General features: G+C 64.4%; 14 protein-coding genes. 4 read left to right on the top strand and 10 right to left on the bottom strand.

Annotation, left to right across the window (positions count from 1 at the left end):
• Nucleotides 1–212: 212 nt before the first annotated feature.
• Both GHT07_RS05505 and GHT07_RS05500 read right to left on the bottom strand, forming a co-directional pair.
• The gene (locus GHT07_RS05505; protein WP_153584069.1) at nucleotides 213–1,409 is read right to left on the bottom strand and encodes an ATP-binding protein; all 1,197 of its coding nucleotides are present in this window, start codon (nucleotides 1,407–1,409) and stop codon (nucleotides 213–215) included.
• A gap of 8 nt (nucleotides 1,410–1,417) precedes the next feature.
• Entirely contained in the window at nucleotides 1,418–2,131 is a 714-nt protein-coding gene (locus tag GHT07_RS05500; protein WP_153584068.1) for a response regulator, read from the bottom strand.
• A gap of 142 nt (nucleotides 2,132–2,273) precedes the next feature.
• Here GHT07_RS05500 and GHT07_RS05495 point away from each other — a divergent pair, with 142 nt between their 5' ends.
• A complete protein-coding gene (locus GHT07_RS05495) occupies nucleotides 2,274–3,752 on the top strand; it encodes a class I adenylate-forming enzyme family protein (RefSeq protein WP_153584067.1) in 1,479 nt (492 codons plus the stop codon).
• Here GHT07_RS05495 and GHT07_RS05490 read toward each other — a convergent pair.
• Nucleotides 3,736–5,118: an AmpG family muropeptide MFS transporter gene (locus tag GHT07_RS05490; protein WP_153584066.1), complete on the bottom strand. Its 1,383-nt coding sequence runs from the start codon at nucleotides 5,116–5,118 to the stop codon at nucleotides 3,736–3,738. The genes GHT07_RS05495 and GHT07_RS05490 overlap by 17 nt on opposite strands.
• A 23-nt stretch (nucleotides 5,119–5,141) precedes the next feature.
• Between GHT07_RS05490 and GHT07_RS05485 the strand changes: the two genes are divergently transcribed.
• Nucleotides 5,142–6,002, top strand: a complete 861-nt coding sequence (locus GHT07_RS05485) for a M48 family metallopeptidase (RefSeq protein ID WP_153584065.1) — start codon at nucleotides 5,142–5,144, stop codon at nucleotides 6,000–6,002.
• Nucleotides 6,003–6,021: 19 nt separating this feature from the next.
• Here GHT07_RS05485 and GHT07_RS05480 read toward each other — a convergent pair whose 3' ends face one another.
• The 3 genes from GHT07_RS05480 to GHT07_RS05470 all read right to left on the bottom strand — a co-directional run bounded on the left by GHT07_RS05480 (nucleotide 6,022) and on the right by GHT07_RS05470 (nucleotide 8,764).
• Nucleotides 6,022–6,210 (bottom strand): hypothetical protein, encoded by a 189-nt coding sequence (locus GHT07_RS05480; RefSeq protein WP_153584064.1) that lies wholly within the window; start codon nucleotides 6,208–6,210, stop codon nucleotides 6,022–6,024.
• Complete coding sequence (locus tag GHT07_RS05475; RefSeq protein WP_194792836.1) at nucleotides 6,177–7,724, bottom strand: M10 family metallopeptidase; 1,548 nt, start codon at nucleotides 7,722–7,724, stop codon at nucleotides 6,177–6,179. Before GHT07_RS05475 ends, GHT07_RS05480 begins: the two co-directional genes overlap by 34 nt.
• Before the next feature lie 155 nt (nucleotides 7,725–7,879).
• Nucleotides 7,880–8,764 carry a DMT family transporter gene (locus tag GHT07_RS05470; RefSeq protein ID WP_153584062.1) on the bottom strand — a complete coding sequence of 295 codons (885 nt, stop codon included), beginning with the start codon at nucleotides 8,762–8,764 and terminating at the stop codon, nucleotides 7,880–7,882.
• Nucleotides 8,765–8,816: 52 nt separating this feature from the next.
• On the opposite strand from GHT07_RS05470, the gene pyrF reads away from it, so the two are divergent.
• Nucleotides 8,817–9,641: an orotidine-5'-phosphate decarboxylase gene (gene pyrF, locus GHT07_RS05465; protein ID WP_153584061.1), complete on the top strand. Its 825-nt coding sequence runs from the start codon at nucleotides 8,817–8,819 to the stop codon at nucleotides 9,639–9,641.
• 11 nt (nucleotides 9,642–9,652) lie between these two features.
• On the opposite strand, the gene GHT07_RS05460 is transcribed toward pyrF, so the two are convergent.
• From GHT07_RS05460 to uvrA, 4 genes are all read right to left on the bottom strand, one after another.
• A complete protein-coding gene (locus GHT07_RS05460; RefSeq protein WP_153584060.1) occupies nucleotides 9,653–10,126 on the bottom strand; it encodes a thioredoxin family protein in 474 nt (157 codons plus the stop codon).
• A 63-nt stretch (nucleotides 10,127–10,189) separates the two neighbouring features.
• Complete coding sequence (locus tag GHT07_RS05455) at nucleotides 10,190–10,555, bottom strand: VOC family protein (RefSeq protein WP_153584059.1); 366 nt, start codon at nucleotides 10,553–10,555, stop codon at nucleotides 10,190–10,192.
• Nucleotides 10,556–10,668: 113 nt separating this feature from the next.
• A complete protein-coding gene (locus GHT07_RS05450; RefSeq protein WP_194792835.1) occupies nucleotides 10,669–11,808 on the bottom strand; it encodes a patatin-like phospholipase family protein in 1,140 nt (379 codons plus the stop codon).
• Between the two features lie 98 nt (nucleotides 11,809–11,906).
• On the bottom strand, nucleotides 11,907–14,933 hold the full coding sequence (gene uvrA / locus GHT07_RS05445; RefSeq protein ID WP_153584057.1) for an excinuclease ABC subunit UvrA: 3,027 nt from the start codon (nucleotides 14,931–14,933) through the stop codon (nucleotides 11,907–11,909).
• A gap of 133 nt (nucleotides 14,934–15,066) precedes the next feature.
• Between uvrA and gspK the strand changes: the two genes are divergently transcribed.
• Nucleotides 15,067–16,026: a type II secretion system minor pseudopilin GspK gene (gene gspK, locus GHT07_RS05440; protein WP_323740810.1), complete on the top strand. Its 960-nt coding sequence runs from the start codon at nucleotides 15,067–15,069 to the stop codon at nucleotides 16,024–16,026.
• The last annotated feature ends 155 nt before the right edge of the window (nucleotides 16,027–16,181 follow it).

The raw sequence follows: 16,181 nt of genomic DNA, 5'->3' as shown, positions 1-16,181 counted from the left end.
CTTGCGACCGGGCATCTCGTATCACCACCCACCAAAAAAACAGCCACCTTGCGGTGGCTGTATGAAAGTCCTCGGAAGGACGTCGTTGGGAGACTTGAATTGGGATGGAGTCAGCGCGTGTGACAGCGATGGGTGCACTGTAATTGCGGTTCGGCCAACCCGCATCCTCCAATTGAAGGAGAAAGCCGCATTGAACAAGACTCTTACCCCGTTTACATCTGTTGACACGGTATGCGAAGCGCAAAGCAGGCACCGCCGCCCGCCTGGTCTTCGCATGTCACTGAGCCATGGTGGCGCAGCGCGATGGATCGCACGAGCGACAGGCCCAGCCCCACGCCACCCGAGCGCTCGCTCGCCCCGTGCAGGCGGTAGAAGGGCTCGAAGATCTTCTCGCGCTCGGACACGGGCACGCCCGGGCCTTGGTCACACACGCGCACCACGGCCATCCGGCCCTCGTGCCTGAGCTCAACCGTCACGGGGCCGCTGCTGTAGCGGCGCGCGTTCTCGAGCAGGTTGCGCACGGCGCGGCGCAGCAGCTTGGCCACGCCCTGCACGAGCATCGAATGCCCGTCTGGCAGCGGCTGCAGTTCAGCGCCCGTGCGGGCGCATTCCTCGGCAAGCAAGCCAGTGAGGTCCACCTGTTCGACGGTGCCGAGATCGGCTTCCTTCACGTCGAGCCGGCTTGCCAGCAGGATTTCGTCGATCAACTGGTCAAGCTCGCCAATGTTGCGCCGGATCTCTTCCTTGAAGCCGGGGGAGGCCGGCGCATCCATCAGTTCGAGCCCCATGCGAATCCGCGCGAGTGGCGAGCGCAATTCATGTGAGGCATTTGCGAGCAATGTCTTGTGCGACTGCAGCAGCGTCTCGATGCGCTCGGCGGCCTGGTTGAAGCGTTGCGCCAGAAACGCGAGTTCGTCGGTGCCGCTTTCCTTGATGCGCACCGACAGGTCACCCTCACCCCAGCGTTCGACACCGCGGCGCAACTCTTCCAGGCGGCGCGTCAGGCGCCGGATGATCGGGTAGGCGCCGATCGCCACCGCAATCGCGACGATCGTCAGCATCCACAGGAAGCTGCCGGGGAAGCGGCCAAAGCCGCCGCGCCCGGGCGGCGGGCCTTCGCCGGGCTCACGTGGGCGCGGAGGCAGCTGCACGATCTGCGTGCTGCCGTCTTTCATGTCCACTTCGAATTCGATGCCGCGACCCGGTGTGCGGATGGGCCGCGTCTTCACCTGCCCCAGCACATCGCCCGCCTCGTTGCGGATGATGACTTCGCGCTCGGGCATGGTCTGCTCGACATTCATGCGCCATAGCCAGCCCGAGGCGACCGACAGCACCGCGACTGCCAGCACAACCGCCAGCCAGATGCGCACGTACAGGGGAACCCGCAGCCGGGTGCGCCACGCAGCCATGATTGCTGTCAGTCCTGCTGCTTGGCGAAGACGTAGCCCACCCCGCGAACCGTGAGGATGCGCTTGGGGTTCTTGGCGTCGGCTTCGATGGCGGCGCGGATGCGGCCCATGTGCACGTCGATCGACCGGTCGAATGCTTCAAGCTCGCGCCCGCGCACGGCCTCCATGATCTGGTCGCGCGTGAGCACACGGCCCGCGCGTTCGGCCAGGGTGATGAGCAGGTCGAACTGGTAGGACGTGAGGTCTGCTGCCTTGCCCGCGACGAGAACGGTGCGTGCATCGCGGTCGATCTCGAGCGAGCCGAACCGCAGCTGCTTGGCGGCGGCCTGGCCGCCGTCGGTGCGGCGGCGCAAGACGGCGCGGATGCGTGCGAGCAACTCGCGCGGCTCGAACGGCTTGGGCAGGTAGTCGTCGGCACCGAGTTCAAGGCCCACGATGCGATCCATCGGGTCGCCCTTGGCGGTGAGCATCAGGATGGGGATCTGGGAAAGGTTGCCCGGCAACGATCGCACACGGCGGCACACTTCCAGCCCATCCATGTCGGGCAGCATCAGATCGAGCACGAGCAGATCGGGCACGGCGCCCGAGGGCGGCTCCTGCAGCAGGGCAAGGCCAGCCTTGCCGTCGAGGGCATGCGTGATGCCAAAGCCGGAGCGCTCCAGGTATTCGCCCACCATCTGCGCGAGGCGGGCGTCGTCTTCGATCATGAGCAGTTGCTGCATGCGCGAATGGTAATGAGTTAGCGTCGGCTCGTGTGCCAATTCCGCAGTAGAGGTGCTGGCACCTTGCAGGTCGTCTTCAGTCATGAACTCATCTTGTTCTGCCCGCATCGAGCGGGCGCTTCGCGCAGGTAAAGTTAGGTAAATGACTGCCGCTCCCCTGCCTCGTGTACTTGCCGACGTGCTCGTGAACCAGGCACGTGCCAACCCGACGGCTGCTGCGCTGCAGTTCAACGGCATCGAGTGCAGCTACGCGCTGCTTGCCGCCGAGTGCAAGCGGGCCGCCATGCGCTTGTGGCACGGCTGGGGTGTGCGCTGCGGCGACCGCGTGGCCTGGCTCGGTGGCAACCATCCGGCGCAAATCGCCTTGCTGTTTGCGCTGTCGCGCATCGGGGCGGTCCTGCTGCCGCTCAACACACGCCTTGCGCCTGCCGAATGGGATGCACAGCTGCGCAACTGCTCGCCGCGCCACCTGGTGCATGACGGCGCCTTTGCGTCTGCGGCCAGGGACCTCGCCACGCGCCATGCCATGGCCGGCCACACCTTTGATGAACTTGTGCGAGATGAAGGCGACGCGGCTGTGCCCGAGGTGGCGCAACCCGATATGCCGGCGTTGCTCGTGTTCACCTCAGGCACAACGGGGCAGCCGAAAGCCGCGATCCACACGCAGGCCAGTCTGCTGGCGAACATGCGCATCGCCGCGCAAGTGCAGGGCATCACGCGGCAGGACGTGGTGGCCACCATGCTGCCGCTCTTCCATGTGGGCGGCCTGTGCATCCAGACCTTGCCTGCGCTCTATGCGGGCGCGAAGGTCATCCTGCATCCGAAGTTTGTGCCTGAAGCAGCCATCGACTGCTTCGAGCGCGACAGGCCCACGCTCACGCTGCAAGTGCCAGCCACGATGAAAGCGCTGATCGATCATCCGCGCTGGCCGGGCGCTGACCTGAGGAGCCTTCGCGCTGTCTGGGCTGGTTCAAGCGTGCTGCCGGCGCCGCTCGTCGCGGCATTCCACAACCGTGGCTTGCCGGTGTGCAACGTATACGGCGCGACGGAGACGGGGCCTTTCTCGATCGCATTGCCACCTGAACATGCGGTCTCGCATGCGGGCTCGTGTGGCTGGCCTGCGCCGGGTGTCCAGGTGCAACTCGCGGGTGTGAAGGGCGGCGTGGGTGAAGTGCTGGTTCGCGCACCGAACGTCGTGTCCCGCTACTGGCCCGATGAGCCAGCGTGCGATGAAGCCGGCTGGTTTCACACGGGCGATCTCGCGTCACGCGCTGGCGACGGCAGCTACACCATCGTCGGCCGCTCCAAAGACCTGATCATCTCCGGCGGCGAGAACATTCACCCGGCGGAAATTGAGGCTGCGCTGGCATTGCACGATGCGATCGCCGAATGCGCTGCGTTTGCGTTGCCCGACGATCGCTGGGGCGAAGTTGTCGCCGTGGCTGTTGTGCGGGTGGCGGGGGCGGCGTGCACGCAGGAGGAGCTTGCCGGATTTCTTGCTGCGCGGCTCGCGCGCTTCAAGCTGCCGCACCGCTGGCTATTCGTCGACGCACTGCCGAAAACCGCGCTCGGCAAAGTGCAGCGCGGCGAACTGGTGCGACGAATCAGTCCGTCAATGTAGGCGGCGCATCCGTGGAAGCCGCAGGCGGCGCAATGCGCGAGGCCAGCCACACCAGGATCAACACCGGCACCCCGAGCAGCGCCGTCGCGGTGAAGAAGTTGATGTAGCCGAAGCTGTCCACATACTTGCCCGAGAAGCCCGCCAGCCACTTGGGCAGCAGCAGCATCATCGAGCTGAACAATGCGTACTGCGTGGCCGAGTAGTTGATGTTGGTCAGGCTCGACAGGTAAGCAATGAAAGCCGCCGACGCAATGCCGCTCGAGAGGTTGTCTGCCGAGATCACGAAGATCAGCGACGTCACATCGTGGCCGCGCGAGCCGAGCCAGGCGAAGAGCAGGTTGCTGCCCGCGCTCAGCACGGCGCCGAGCATCAGCACGCGCATGACGCCAAAGCGCACAGCCAGTGAGCCACCGATGAACGCGCCTGCCAGCGTCATGATCACGCCGTAGATCTTGGTCACGGCAGCGACTTCATCTTTCGTGTAGCCCATGTCCACGTAGAACGGATTGGCCATGATGCCCATCACGATGTCACTGATGCGGTACACGGCGATCAGCGACAGGATGAGCGCCGCCTGCCATTTGTAGCGGCGCAGGAATTCGGCAAACGGCTCGATCAGCACTTGCTGTATCCACGCGGCGGCATTGCGCGGCGGTGGCAGCTCGCGGCGTGCCGGCTCGGGCGAGATCAGCACCGTGATCACGCCCACGGCCATCGACGCCGCCATCGCGAAGTACGCGACTTGCCATGCGCCATGCTGGTAGTTCGCGACGTTCGCCACTTCAGAGCGCGCGGCGATCCACAGCACGCCAGCGCCTGCCCAGATCATCGCGAGGCGATAGCCGGTCTGGTAGGCCGCAGCCAGCGCGGCTTGCCGCTGCATGTCGGCAGACTCGATGCGAAAGGCATCCAGCGCGATATCCTGTGTGGCAGAGCCAAAGGCCACCATCAATGCGAACCACACGATGGCCTCGAGCGACACCAGCGGGTCACTCACGGCCATGCCGCACAGGCCCAGCACGATGATGGCTTGCGCGAAGAGCAGCCACGCGCGCCGCCGCCCCAGCAGGCGCGACAACAGCGGGATGGGCAACCTGTCCACCAGCGGTGACCAGACCCACTTGAAGGCGTACGCGAGGCCCACCCACGACAGGTACCCGATCGTTTCACGCTTGATGCCGGCCTCACGCAGCCAGAAGCTCAGCGTGCCCAGCACCAGCAGCAGCGGCAGCCCCGCAGAAAAGCCCAGGAACAGCATGCGCAGCGTGGCAGGTTCGAGATAGACCTTGAAGGTCTGCGCCCAGCTCGGCTTGGCGTTTGCCTCTGGGGTCGAAAGGGGATCGATGGGGGCCGGTGGTGTCTGCATGTCGCGTGATTATCATGGCTGCCATGTGCTTTCACTGCTACCAACTCAACGCGCATGCGAGCCGGCGGCGCGGGTTTCTCTTCGCCCTAAGTGGCGTGGTCGGCGGCGCGATGGCGGGCATTGCAGCCACACCCGCCATGGCCCAAGTCGATGTCGGCGAGGCTTCGCGCCTGCGCTCGCTCGTGCCTGCGGGCCAGCTCGAATCGGCCGCCACGCAGCAGTACAGCGCCCTGCTGGAAAAAGCCCGCGAGCAGCGTGCGCTCGCGCCGGAGAATCATCCGCAGCTGCGGCGGCTTCGCGCGATCTCGACGCGGCTGATCGCGCAGAGCGCGAAATGGAACGAGCGCTCACGCCAGTGGAACTGGGAAGTGAACCTGATCGGCAGCAAGACGATCAACGCGTTCTGCATGCCCGGCGGCAAGATCGCCGTGTTCACCGGCATCCTCGACCAGCTGCAGTTGTCCGACGACGAAGCGGCGATGGTGCTGGGCCACGAGATCGCGCACGCACTGCGCGAGCATGCGCGCGCGCGGATTGCCAAAAGCCGCGGCACGGGCGTGGCGTTGTCGCTGGGCGCGCAACTGCTGGGCCTGGGCCAGGTCGGTGACCTCGCGGCCAACGTCGGCACGCAACTCATCACACTGAAATTCAGCCGCAACGACGAAATCGATGCCGACCTCGTCGGCCTCGAAATCGCCGCGCGTGCGGGCTACAACCCGGATGCATCGGTCACGCTGTGGGAGAAGATGACCCGCGTGCAAAAGGGCGGTGGCATGGCCTTCCTGTCCACCCACCCCAGCGGGCCCGAGCGCATCACGCGCCTGCGTGAGAACGTGCCGCGCGTGCAGTCGCTTTACCGGCAGGCCATCGGCGTGAAGCGGTGACGCGCTCTACCGGCAGGCCCTAGACGTAGTCGATGCCGTGGGCAGCCAGCCCCACAAGATCGATATTCGCGAGGTTCATCGGATGCTCCATCGCCAGCACACCGAGCGCGCCTTCCGTGGTGCTGCCGTAGTTGATGAGGTCTGCGTACGAGTCGATGTATGCGTCTGACGGCGTCACGCCGCAGATGTTGTGAAGCAGCAGTTCCACGGCCGCGTGGCTGCTGTGCCCGCCCCCAGCCGGGCGTTGAGCGCAGCTTCCATCAGCGCCGTCGCGCTCATGCCGTTGTCGATGGCGGCCAGGCCCACGCCCACATAGCTGGCGTCCTGGACATAAGAGGCGCCGAGCACGGCGCCGATGATCTTCGCGACGATGCCGGCGTTGCCGTCCAGGTCGAGCGCAATGTTTGCATCGGTGAATGCAATGCGCTCCACGCCCGTCAAGACGTCAGTGCCCGTCGCGCCGCCCGACAGGGTGTAGCTCGCGCCAGACTTGCTGATCGAATAGCCGTCGCGCGCCGCTTCGACCATGGCCGTGTCGATACCGTCGCCGCCGTCGAGCACATCGTTGCCGCCGCGGCCTTCCAGGCGGTCATTGCCTGCGCCGCCGCTGATGGCGCTATCGGCCTCATTGCCGCCGATTGAGTCCGCAAACGCGGTGCCGATGGCGTTTTCGATCGTCGCGCCGGCGGCAATCGACAGCGTGCCCGTGTAGGTCGTCTTGAGGGTGGCCCCGCTGGCGGCCTTGGCCATTGCGGTGATGGAATTGCCCAGGTCGCTCATCACGCCGCAGCGCAGGTCGAGCGAGATCGCATGGGCCAGGGCGCCCGCATCGAGCGTGTCGTTGCCGCCCGCGTCCCACAGCACGGAAAAGCCCTGGAAGCTGGCGCCCGACAAATCGTAGGTCGTGTCGCCTGTGTTCGTTGGCGCGGCGCCGTAGAGGCACTGCAGTGCCGCAACGTCCATGGGCATGGGCTCGCTTGGATACGCCGACATCCAGGACGAGCTTCCGCCGGCCACGGTCGAATAGCTCATGACGGTGTTGGGCACGATGTCCTGCGCCGTGCTGAGCACTGCGCCGGCTTCGAACGGATGCTTCAGGCCAATGGCATGCAGCGTCTCGTGCAGGATCAGGTTGGGGCGGTAGAAGTCCCACGTGCAGGTGGCCTGGTTCGCGCCGATCCAGATGTCGCCGCCCATGGCACTCGACGAGGGAAAGTAGGCGAAGCCGGCACAGCCCTGCACGTTCGGCTGTGGCGAGTAGCCGTAACGCAGCACGCCGCACTCAGAGGCGTTGCCGGCCACTTCGACGAATTCGACGTTGCACACCGCTTCGATCTTGCCGAGCAGCGTGCGGGTGAGCGCCTTGTCGGCTTCGGAGAACGTACTGACGTTGGACGTGAAGTTGTTCTGCCCCGCATAAGAGAACGACGACTGCGCGTTGACAAAAGAATAGGTGACCACCGTGCGTGCGGTGCCCGCGTCGGTGCCGCTCCACTTGCTGCCGGACATGAGTGCGTCGATCGCGTTGCCCATGCCTTGCGTGGGCGACTGCGCCACGTACTGGTACGTGCCCTGCGGCGTCGTCGCGAATGAACCGGGGCTGGCACCGGCTTCGCCGGCGAGGGACAGGTCTGGCAGCAGGAACACGTCTGCGTCGACCTGGGCGCCAGACGGCGTGTCGAGCGTGCCCCAAGCACATTCGCTGGTCGATAGATACAACATGGACACCCCCGAAGTGGTCTGAAAACACATGCCTGGATGGCATGTGTTGATCAAACCGCTGGGGGGGCGTGCCGCCTTAGGGAACGGCGGTGCTGCGACTAGGCATATCGGCGCGCGAGCTTAGGGCGCGCACCTATCAAGTTTGGGAAAACGCTTCATGCGATGCGCCGCGCAGGCCAGAGCACCGAGGCAATGGCGACCACCATCAGCACCACGGCAGCCCAGTCCTGCCAGTGCAGGATTTCGCCCAGCCACAGCGCGCCGCTGAAAACGCCGAGCACCGGGATGAACATCACGCTGAGCGTGGAGGCGACCGGCGGCAGGCCGCGCGCGAGATAGAACCACGCCGCATGCGCGAAGCCGAAGATCAAAACCGCGTTGTAAACAATGGCTGCTGCCGACGCGCCTTGCGGCATGACCCACTGATCACGCTCGAAAATGATGCCCAGTACCAGCATGAACACGCCCGCGGCCACGGTCATCCAGAACGTGAGCGTGAGCGTCGGCAGTTCAATGCGTGTGCGGCGCAGCAGTTGTGTGCCCAAGGCCCACACCGACGCGGCAAAGAGCGCGAGCGCCACGCCCACCGGATGGCCCGCCAGCCCGGTGAACTCGTGCCACAGCAGCAGGGCCACGCCCAGCGCAGCAGCTGCCACGCCCGCCCAGTTGCGCCACGTCATCACTGCGCCGAAGAGCAGCGCGCCCAGAATCGCCGAGAAGATCGGCATCGTGTAGCCAAGGATCGCGGCGCGCCCGCTGGAGAGGCTGCGCACCGCCAGGATGATGCAGACGTGCCAGATCATCATGTTGGTGATGGTGAGGATCGCGAACTCGCGCCAGTAGATGCGCGGCAGGCGAAACGGCACCTTCATCACCACCAGGGCCAGGCCCAGTACCGGCACGCCGAGCAGGATGGACAACGCGCGGAACGTGAGCGGCGGGTAACTGGTCACGCCGACTTTCATCACGGGCCAGTTGATGCCCCACACGAGTGTGAGCGCGATGAGCAGGGCGAGTTGTTTGGGGGTGAGGCGTTGCATGAGTCCACGCATTCTGCGGCAACGCGCGCAACCCGCTCATTACAATCGGAGCATGACGTTTATCGAGATGCTGAAAGGCGCCGAGCGGCGCCATGGTTCCATGTTGTGTGTGGGACTCGATCCGGAGCCTTCCAGGTTCCCGGCGCAAATGAAGGACGACGCGGCGAAGATCTACGACTTCTGCGCGCGCATTGTCGATGCCACTGCTGACCTGGTCATCGCGTTCAAACCCCAGATCGCCTATTTTGCGGCGCACCGCGCTGAAGACCAGCTCGAGCGCCTGATGAAGCACATGCGCGAGACAGCGCCGCACGTGCCCGTGATCCTCGATGCGAAGCGCGGCGACATCGGCTCCACCGCGCAGCAGTACGCGCGGGAAGTGTTCGACCGCTATGGTGCAGATGCAGTCACGCTCTCGCCGTTCATGGGATTCGATTCGATCGAGCCTTACCTGAAATACGAAGGCAAAGGCGCGTTCGTGCTGTGCCGCACTTCCAACCCAGGCGGCGACGACTTCCAGAGCCAGCGCCTGTCATCGGTGGAAGGCTCGCCGCTGATGTACGAGCATATTGCGCAACTGGCCAACGGGCGGTGGAACACGAACGGCCAGCTTGGCCTGGTGGTCGGCGCGACGTATCCGGCGGAGATCGAACGGGTTCGCGCATTGGCGCCCACGCTGCCGTTGCTGATACCCGGTGTGGGCGCACAGGGCGGCGACGCGGTGGCGACGGTGAAGGCCGGCTGGCGGCCTGACGCGCCGATCGTCGTGAACTCGTCGCGGGCGATTCTCTACGCGTCGAGCGGCGCTGACTTTGCCGATGCCGCGCGGCGCGAGGCGCAGAAAACACGCGACGTGCTTGCCGCCGCGAAAGGCTGAGGCGCGCAGCGTTAGCGCTTGGGCGCGTACTGCTGCAGGAAGGCGATGAACTTTGGCTTGTCGTAGTCCTTCTCGGCCTCCAGCTCGGCCGTGTTCTGCGACTGCACGAGCTTGCCGTCACCATCGAGGATGAAGATGTGCGGATAGCCCGCCACCTTGGGCCAGCGCGCCAGGAAAGCCTCGTTCTTGTTCTCTTTCGAGTAGTTCACCTTCACCCACACGTAGTTGGCGGTGACGAGCTTTTTCACATCGGCATTGCCTGCGACGAAGCGGTCGAGGATGTGGCACCAGGGGCACCACTCGCCGCCTACGTCAACCAGCACGCGCTTGCCTTCTTTCCTGGCCATCGCCGTAGCGGCGGCTACATCAGCAGCGGCGTCGCGGGTGGGTTCGAACTTGGCCGGCAGATCGGCGGCCAGTGACGCGGCGGGCGCGACGGCGGCCAGCGAGCAGGCCAGCAGGAGAGTCTGGAGGAGTCGTTTCATGATCCCGCCAGCATAGCGCGGGCGCTATCGCCATGAAAGAGAGGCGGCTTTGCGCCGCGCCCATCAGGCGGCTTTGGCTTGCCACAAGCCCAGCGCTGCGCCGCTCGGGTCCACGATGACGCTGAACCACCCCATGTCAGCGACCGGCGTGACGCCCTGCATCACCTTGCCGCCCAGCTGCTCGGCCTTGGCGGTCGCAGCCTTGATGTCGTCGACATTGACGTAGGCCAGCCAGAACGACGGTGTGCCGGGAACAGCGTTCGGCATCATGCCGCCGCCCGTACCCTCGCCGACACCGATGGTGGTGTAGACCATTCCGGGGCCCATCGGCATGTCTTCGAGCTTCCAGTCGAAGAGGCTGGAATAGAAGGTTTTGGCGCCGGGCAGGTCGTTGCTGCTCAGCTCGATGTGAACGAAGGGGTTGGCCATGTGTGCTCCTGGTTGATGTGCAGCCGCGACCATCGCGGCTGTCCTGACAATGACGGATGGTGATGACGGATTTCGACAGGATGGCGACAGCGCCACCAAATTCTTTGCGCAACTCAGCTCGCCAGCGCCTTGTCGATGTTGGGCCGGTGCACCTGCCCCGGCCCAGGCTCGGTCAGGTCGTACGTCGTGATGCCATTGGCCGTGGCTGTCTCCAGCCATTCAGGGTGGGCGACGGTGGATCGCATGTCACGCATGCCGGCCTCCCAGTGTTCCGTGACCATCGCGCGGGAGAACTCGTAGTCTTTCGAATCGAGCTCATAGGGCTTGTCGCGGTAGATCAGGTGGACGATGTCGACGGGCTTGTGCTTCATGTGGCCGCACAACGCAGCCACGCTCGGGTCGTTGCGCAGCTTGGCGGGCAGCTTGTCGATCAGGTCAGCCAGTGCCTGCTGCAAGTTGACGTTGGCGGCCAGCGTGCTGGTGTTCATCCGCGTGCGGCTGGAATAGGTGATGTCTTTCTGGCGCTCGATCACTTCAGACAGCGTTTTGGGCATGGGCCCGCGAGCGCTGAACAGATCGACCTGCAGCACGACCAGCGGCTTGGTCCGCGCCGCCATATCGAGCACGTATTGCAAAGGCGTGTTCGAGAGGATGCCGCCGTCCCAATAGTCTTCACCGTCGATATGCACCGGCGGGAAACCCGGCGGCAGCGCGCCGCTGGCCATGATGTGCTCTACGCCGATCTTGTGCGTCGTGTTGTCGAAATAGATGGAGTTGCCGGTGCGCACATTCACCGCGCCAACGCTCAGGCGCATGCCGTCGTGATTGATGCGGTCGAAGTCCACCAGGCGCTCGAGCGTGGCTTTGAGCGGTGCGATGTCGTAGAAGCTCAGAACGGGCGCTGCGCCGCCAAGGAGCAATGTCGGGTCCATGCGCGGACGAAAAAACCCCGGGATGCCAAAGAGCGCGCCCGTGATTGCGCTCCATTGGTTGAGCGCAGCCCGGTCGCCCAAGGGGGTGGACACACTCTGCGCGGGGCTGGACGACACCAGTTCCCAGAATTCGCGCAGCCGCGCCACGCGCTGGCCCGGCGGATTGCCTGCGATGAGAGCGGCGTTGATGGCGCCGATCGATACGCCTGCGACCCAGTCAAGCTGGTTATCGGATTCCAGCAGCGCCTCGTAAACGCCCGCCTGGTAGGCGCCGAGCGCGCCGCCGCCTTGCAGCACAAGCGCCTTCTCGGCGCTTTTCATGGACGAAGAGGAAGGCTTTTTTCGGGGCATGCACCAGCCTACAGGAATGCAGGCGCGCTCGCTATGGGCCGCGCTGCAGCGCCTTGACAGCAGCCGGTTTACAGCAGCCGCTTGAGGTAGCGCCCGGTGTGGCTTGCTTCGTTTGCAGCGATGTCCTCAGGCGTGCCCACGCCCACCAATTCGCCACCGCCCGCGCCGCCTTCCGGGCCCATGTCGATCAGCCAGTCGGCCGTCTTGATCACGTCCAGGTTGTGCTCGATCACGACGATGGTGTTGCCCGCGTCACGCAGCTGGTGCAGCACCTTGAGCAGCAACGCGATGTCGGCAAAGTGCAGGCCCGTGGTTGGTTCATCGAGGATGTAGAGCGTGCGGCCCGTGTCGCGCTTCGAAAGCTCCAGCGCCAGCTTCACGCGCTGCGCCTCGCCGCCCGAAAGCGTCGTCGCCGCCTGCCCGAGTTTGACGTAAGACAGGCCCACATCCAGCAGTGTGTGCAGCTTGCGCGCGATGGTGGGCACGGCGCCGAGAAACACATGCGCATCTTCAACGGTCATGTCGAGAATCTGCGCGATGTTGCGGCCCTTCCATTGCACTTCCAGCGTTTCGCGGTTGTAGCGCTGGCCCTTGCACACATCGCAGGGCACATACACATCGGGCAGGAAGTGCATCTCGACCTTGACCACGCCATCGCCCTGGCACGCTTCGCAGCGGCCACCCGCCACGTTGAACGAGAAGCGGCCCGGGCCGTAGCCGCGTTCCTTCGCGAGGTTCGTGTCGGCCATCAACTCGCGGATCGGCGTGAACAGGCCCGTGTACGTCGCCGGGTTGCTGCGCGGCGTGCGGCCGATGGGCGACTGGTCGACATTGATGACTTTGTCGAAGTGCTCGATGCCTTCAACGGCGTCGTGTGCGGCTGGCTCGTCATGCGCGCGATAGAGCGTGCGTGCGACGGCGGCATAGAGCGTGTCGTTGACCAGCGTTGACTTGCCCGAGCCGGACACACCCGTCACACACGTGAGCAGCCCCACGGGGAACGAGACGCTCACGTTCTTCAGGTTGTTGCCCTTGGCGCCCAGCACGCGAATCTCTTGCAGCTTGCCGCGCGTGGCCAGGTGATGCGCTTCGCGCTCGCGCCGGCGAATCGCGGCGTCGCTCGGCGGGAATTTCGAGGAAGGCTTGTATTCATCGCGCACGTCTTGCGACACAGGCAACCACGCCGTGCGGTGCACCGGCACAGGGATGGACTTCTTGCCCGACAGGTACTGCCCGGTGAGCGACTCCGGATTGGCGGCGACTTCATCGAAGGTGCCCTGCGCCATCACGCGGCCACCATGAATGCCCGCACCCGGCCCCATGTCGATCACGTGGTCGGCTGCGTGGATCATGTCTTCGTCGTGCTCGACGACGATCACGCTGTTGCCGATATCGCGCAGGTGGCGCAGCGTGCTGATGAGGCGGTCGTTGTCGCGCTGGTGCAGGCCGATGCTGGGCTCGTCAAGCACGTACATCACGCCGGTGAGCCCTGAGCCGATCTGCGAGGCAAGCCGGATGCGCTGCGCCTCACCGCCCGACAGTGTTTCCGCGCTGCGATCGAGGCTGAGGTAATTCAGGCCGACGTCATTGAGGAACTTCAGCCGCAGGCCGATTTCGCGGATCACCTTGTCGGCAATTTCGGCCTTGGCGCCGTGCAGATGCAAACCGTTGAAATACGCCAGGCTCTCGCGCAGCGTGGCGTGGCTGATCTGGAAAATCGCGCGCGCCTGCTCGCCTTCGCCGACCTTCACGTGCCGCGCTTCACTGCGCAGCCGCGTGCCGCCGCAATCGGGGCAGGGCTGCATGCTGCGGTAGCGGGCAAGCTCTTCGCGCACGGCGACAGAATCGGTTTCGCGGTAGCGCCGCGCCATGTTCGGGATGATCCCTTCGAACGGATGCTTCTTCGACAGTTTCTTGCCTGCGAAGTTGCCCGAGTCCATCACATAGCTGAACTTGATTTCCTCATCGCCCGAGCCATGCAAGATCGCGTTTTGCACCGGCAGGTCAAGATCTTCAAAAGGCGAATCGACGTTGAACTTGTAGTGTTTGGCCAGGCTTTCGATCAGCGAAAAGTAGTAGCCGTTGCGGCGGTCCCAGCCCTTCACCGCGCCGCTTGCGAGCGACAGCGACGGAAACGCCACCACTCGCAGCGGATCGAAAAACTCCATGTGGCCCAGGCCGTCGCAAGACGGGCATGCGCCCACGGGGGAATTGAATGAGAAGAGCCGTGGCTCGAGTTCCGTGATCGAGTAATTGCAGATGGGGCACGCAAACTTCGCGTTGAACCAGTGCTCTTGGCCTGTATCCATTTCAACAGCCAGTGCGCGGCCATCGGCCAGGCGCAGCGCCGCTTCGAAACTCTCGGCCAGCCGCTGCTGGATCTCGGGCCGGACCTTCACGCGGTCGATCACGACATCAATATCGTGCTTCTCGGTTTTCTTGAGCTTGGGCAACGCGTCGAATTCATACGCTTGCCCATCGACGCGAAAACGCACATAACCGCTCGCCTGCATCTGCTCGAACAGCTCGACGAATTCGCCTTTGCGCTCGCGCGCCACGGGCGCCAGGATCATCAGCCGCGCATCGGGCGGCAGGCCCAGCACGCTATCGACCATCTGCGAAACGGTTTGCGACGTGAGCGGAATGTTGTGATTGGGGCAGTAGGGCGTGCCGGCGCGCGCGAACAGCAGGCGCAGGTAGTCGTGGATTTCAGTGACAGTGCCCACGGTGGAGCGCGGGTTGTGTGAAGTGGCCTTTTGCTCGATGGAAATCGCGGGCGACAGGCCTTCGATCACATCCACATCGGGCTTGTCCATCAACTGCAAGAACTGCCGCGCGTAGGCAGACAGGCTTTCCACATACCGCCGCTGGCCTTCGGCATAGAGCGTGTCGAATGCGAGAGACGACTTGCCCGAGCCCGACAAGCCCGTGATCACCACGAGCTGGTTGCGCGGGATGTCGAGGTCGATGTTCTTGAGGTTGTGCGTGCGCGCGCCGCGAATGCTGATCCGCTGCTGGGCCAGGGCCAGGGCCGCGGCGAGGTACTTGCTGCCCTCGCTGGTCTCGAGGTATTTGGCGTCGGACGGAGTGTTCAAGGATGGGCTGCGACCAGCTGAAAAATGGGCTGCGAGGGGCTCCGAAGAGCAACCCTAGATGATACCTGCCAGTACCCTTTGGGGCGGGTTCGTATACTGCCGCTCCCCTCAAAGACACATTCACTCCTGACACGTGGGCCGTCGCAAAACATCATCGGGCGCCGCGCTCCTTATGGCGATGCTTACCGTAGCGCTCGTCGCTGTGTTCGCCAGCAGCGCGCTGTGGCAGCAATGGCGCGCGCTCGAAGTCGAGCGGGCCGAGCGTGTGCGGGTGCAGGCGGGCTGGATTCTGGCCGGTGCTTTCGACTGGGCGCGCCTGGTCTTGCGTGAAGACGCCCGCGCAGGCAGCGTGGACCATCTTGCTGAACCGTGGGCAGTGGGGTTGCAGGAATCACGCTTGTCGGAGTTCCTGGCGGCGCAAGGCGGCACCGTATCTGATGCCGGGGCCGACATGCTGGAGGCATTCTTGTCGGGCCAGATCACGGACTTGCAATCACGGCTGAACATCACGAACCTGATCGCCGATGGGCGCATCTCGCAGGCCGATGTGCGCAGCTTCGAGCGGCTCTTTGAATCACTATCTTTGCCGCCTTCTGAATTGCAAACCATCGTGGACAACCTACTGCTGGCTGCGTCGAGGCCAACAGGCGACGCGGCGGCGCAGGGCAAAGCGCCGCTGATGCCAACGCGCATCGAGCAACTTGCGTGGCTAGGTGCAACGCAGCAAACGATCACGGCACTGCGACCCTATGTCACGGTCCTTCCTGTGCGCACTTCCGTGAACATCAACACCGCATCTGCCGAAGTGATTCATGCAGCGGTCGATGGCCTGGGCATGTCGGACGCGCGGCGGCTGGTCGAGGCGCGCGCGCGTGCGCCGTTTCGAACTCTCGCTGAAGCGAAGAAGGTGCTCGGCGGCGCGGAGGGTGCGCTTGGAGACAGCGACGCGGCGATTGGTGTTGCCTCGCGCTTCTTCGAGATTTTGGCGCGCTTGCGTCTGGATGGCGTGGTGGTCGAGGAGCGATGCGCGGTCGAGCGGGACTTGTTGAATGTGCAGCCGTTGTGGGTAGAAAAGGTCCTGGCTCCCGCGTGAAGTGACGCTGGCCTGACAGGCCGCGATGCAAGCAGGCCACGAAATGCGTATCGACTTGTTCCGGTCGCGTATCAAAAGTAGTATCCCGGCCCAGGGAGAGTATAAAAATGGTCTATTTGCATCGGCCTGTTCGGGTCGTACTTGCGTTTTTTGTC

Origin of the sequence: Caenimonas koreensis DSM 17982, assembly GCF_009646335.1 — a bacterium.
Taxonomy (GTDB): domain Bacteria; phylum Pseudomonadota; class Gammaproteobacteria; order Burkholderiales; family Burkholderiaceae_C; genus Ramlibacter; species Ramlibacter koreensis.
The sequence above is the reverse complement of the archived record's forward strand: the minus strand, read 5'-3'. Positions and strand labels throughout refer to the sequence as shown.

Bases quoted from the DNA above. Each gene is read 5' to 3' on its own strand.
- GHT07_RS05505 (WP_153584069.1), bottom strand. From the start codon at position 1,409: ATGGCTGCGTGGCGCACCCGGCTGCGGGTTCCCCTGTACGTGCGCATC.
- GHT07_RS05500 (WP_153584068.1), bottom strand. From the start codon at position 2,131: ATGCAGCAACTGCTCATGATCGAAGACGACGCCCGCCTCGCGCAGATG.
- GHT07_RS05495 (WP_153584067.1), top strand. From the start codon at position 2,274: ATGACTGCCGCTCCCCTGCCTCGTGTACTTGCCGACGTGCTCGTGAAC.
- GHT07_RS05490 (WP_153584066.1), bottom strand. From the start codon at position 5,118: ATGCAGACACCACCGGCCCCCATCGATCCCCTTTCGACCCCAGAGGCA.
- GHT07_RS05485 (WP_153584065.1), top strand. From the start codon at position 5,142: ATGTGCTTTCACTGCTACCAACTCAACGCGCATGCGAGCCGGCGGCGC.
- GHT07_RS05475 (WP_194792836.1), bottom strand. From the start codon at position 7,724: ATGTTGTATCTATCGACCAGCGAATGTGCTTGGGGCACGCTCGACACG.
- GHT07_RS05470 (WP_153584062.1), bottom strand. From the start codon at position 8,764: ATGCAACGCCTCACCCCCAAACAACTCGCCCTGCTCATCGCGCTCACA.
- pyrF (WP_153584061.1), top strand. From the start codon at position 8,817: ATGACGTTTATCGAGATGCTGAAAGGCGCCGAGCGGCGCCATGGTTCC.
- GHT07_RS05460 (WP_153584060.1), bottom strand. From the start codon at position 10,126: ATGAAACGACTCCTCCAGACTCTCCTGCTGGCCTGCTCGCTGGCCGCC.
- GHT07_RS05455 (WP_153584059.1), bottom strand. From the start codon at position 10,555: ATGGCCAACCCCTTCGTTCACATCGAGCTGAGCAGCAACGACCTGCCC.
- GHT07_RS05450 (WP_194792835.1), bottom strand. From the start codon at position 11,808: ATGAAAAGCGCCGAGAAGGCGCTTGTGCTGCAAGGCGGCGGCGCGCTC.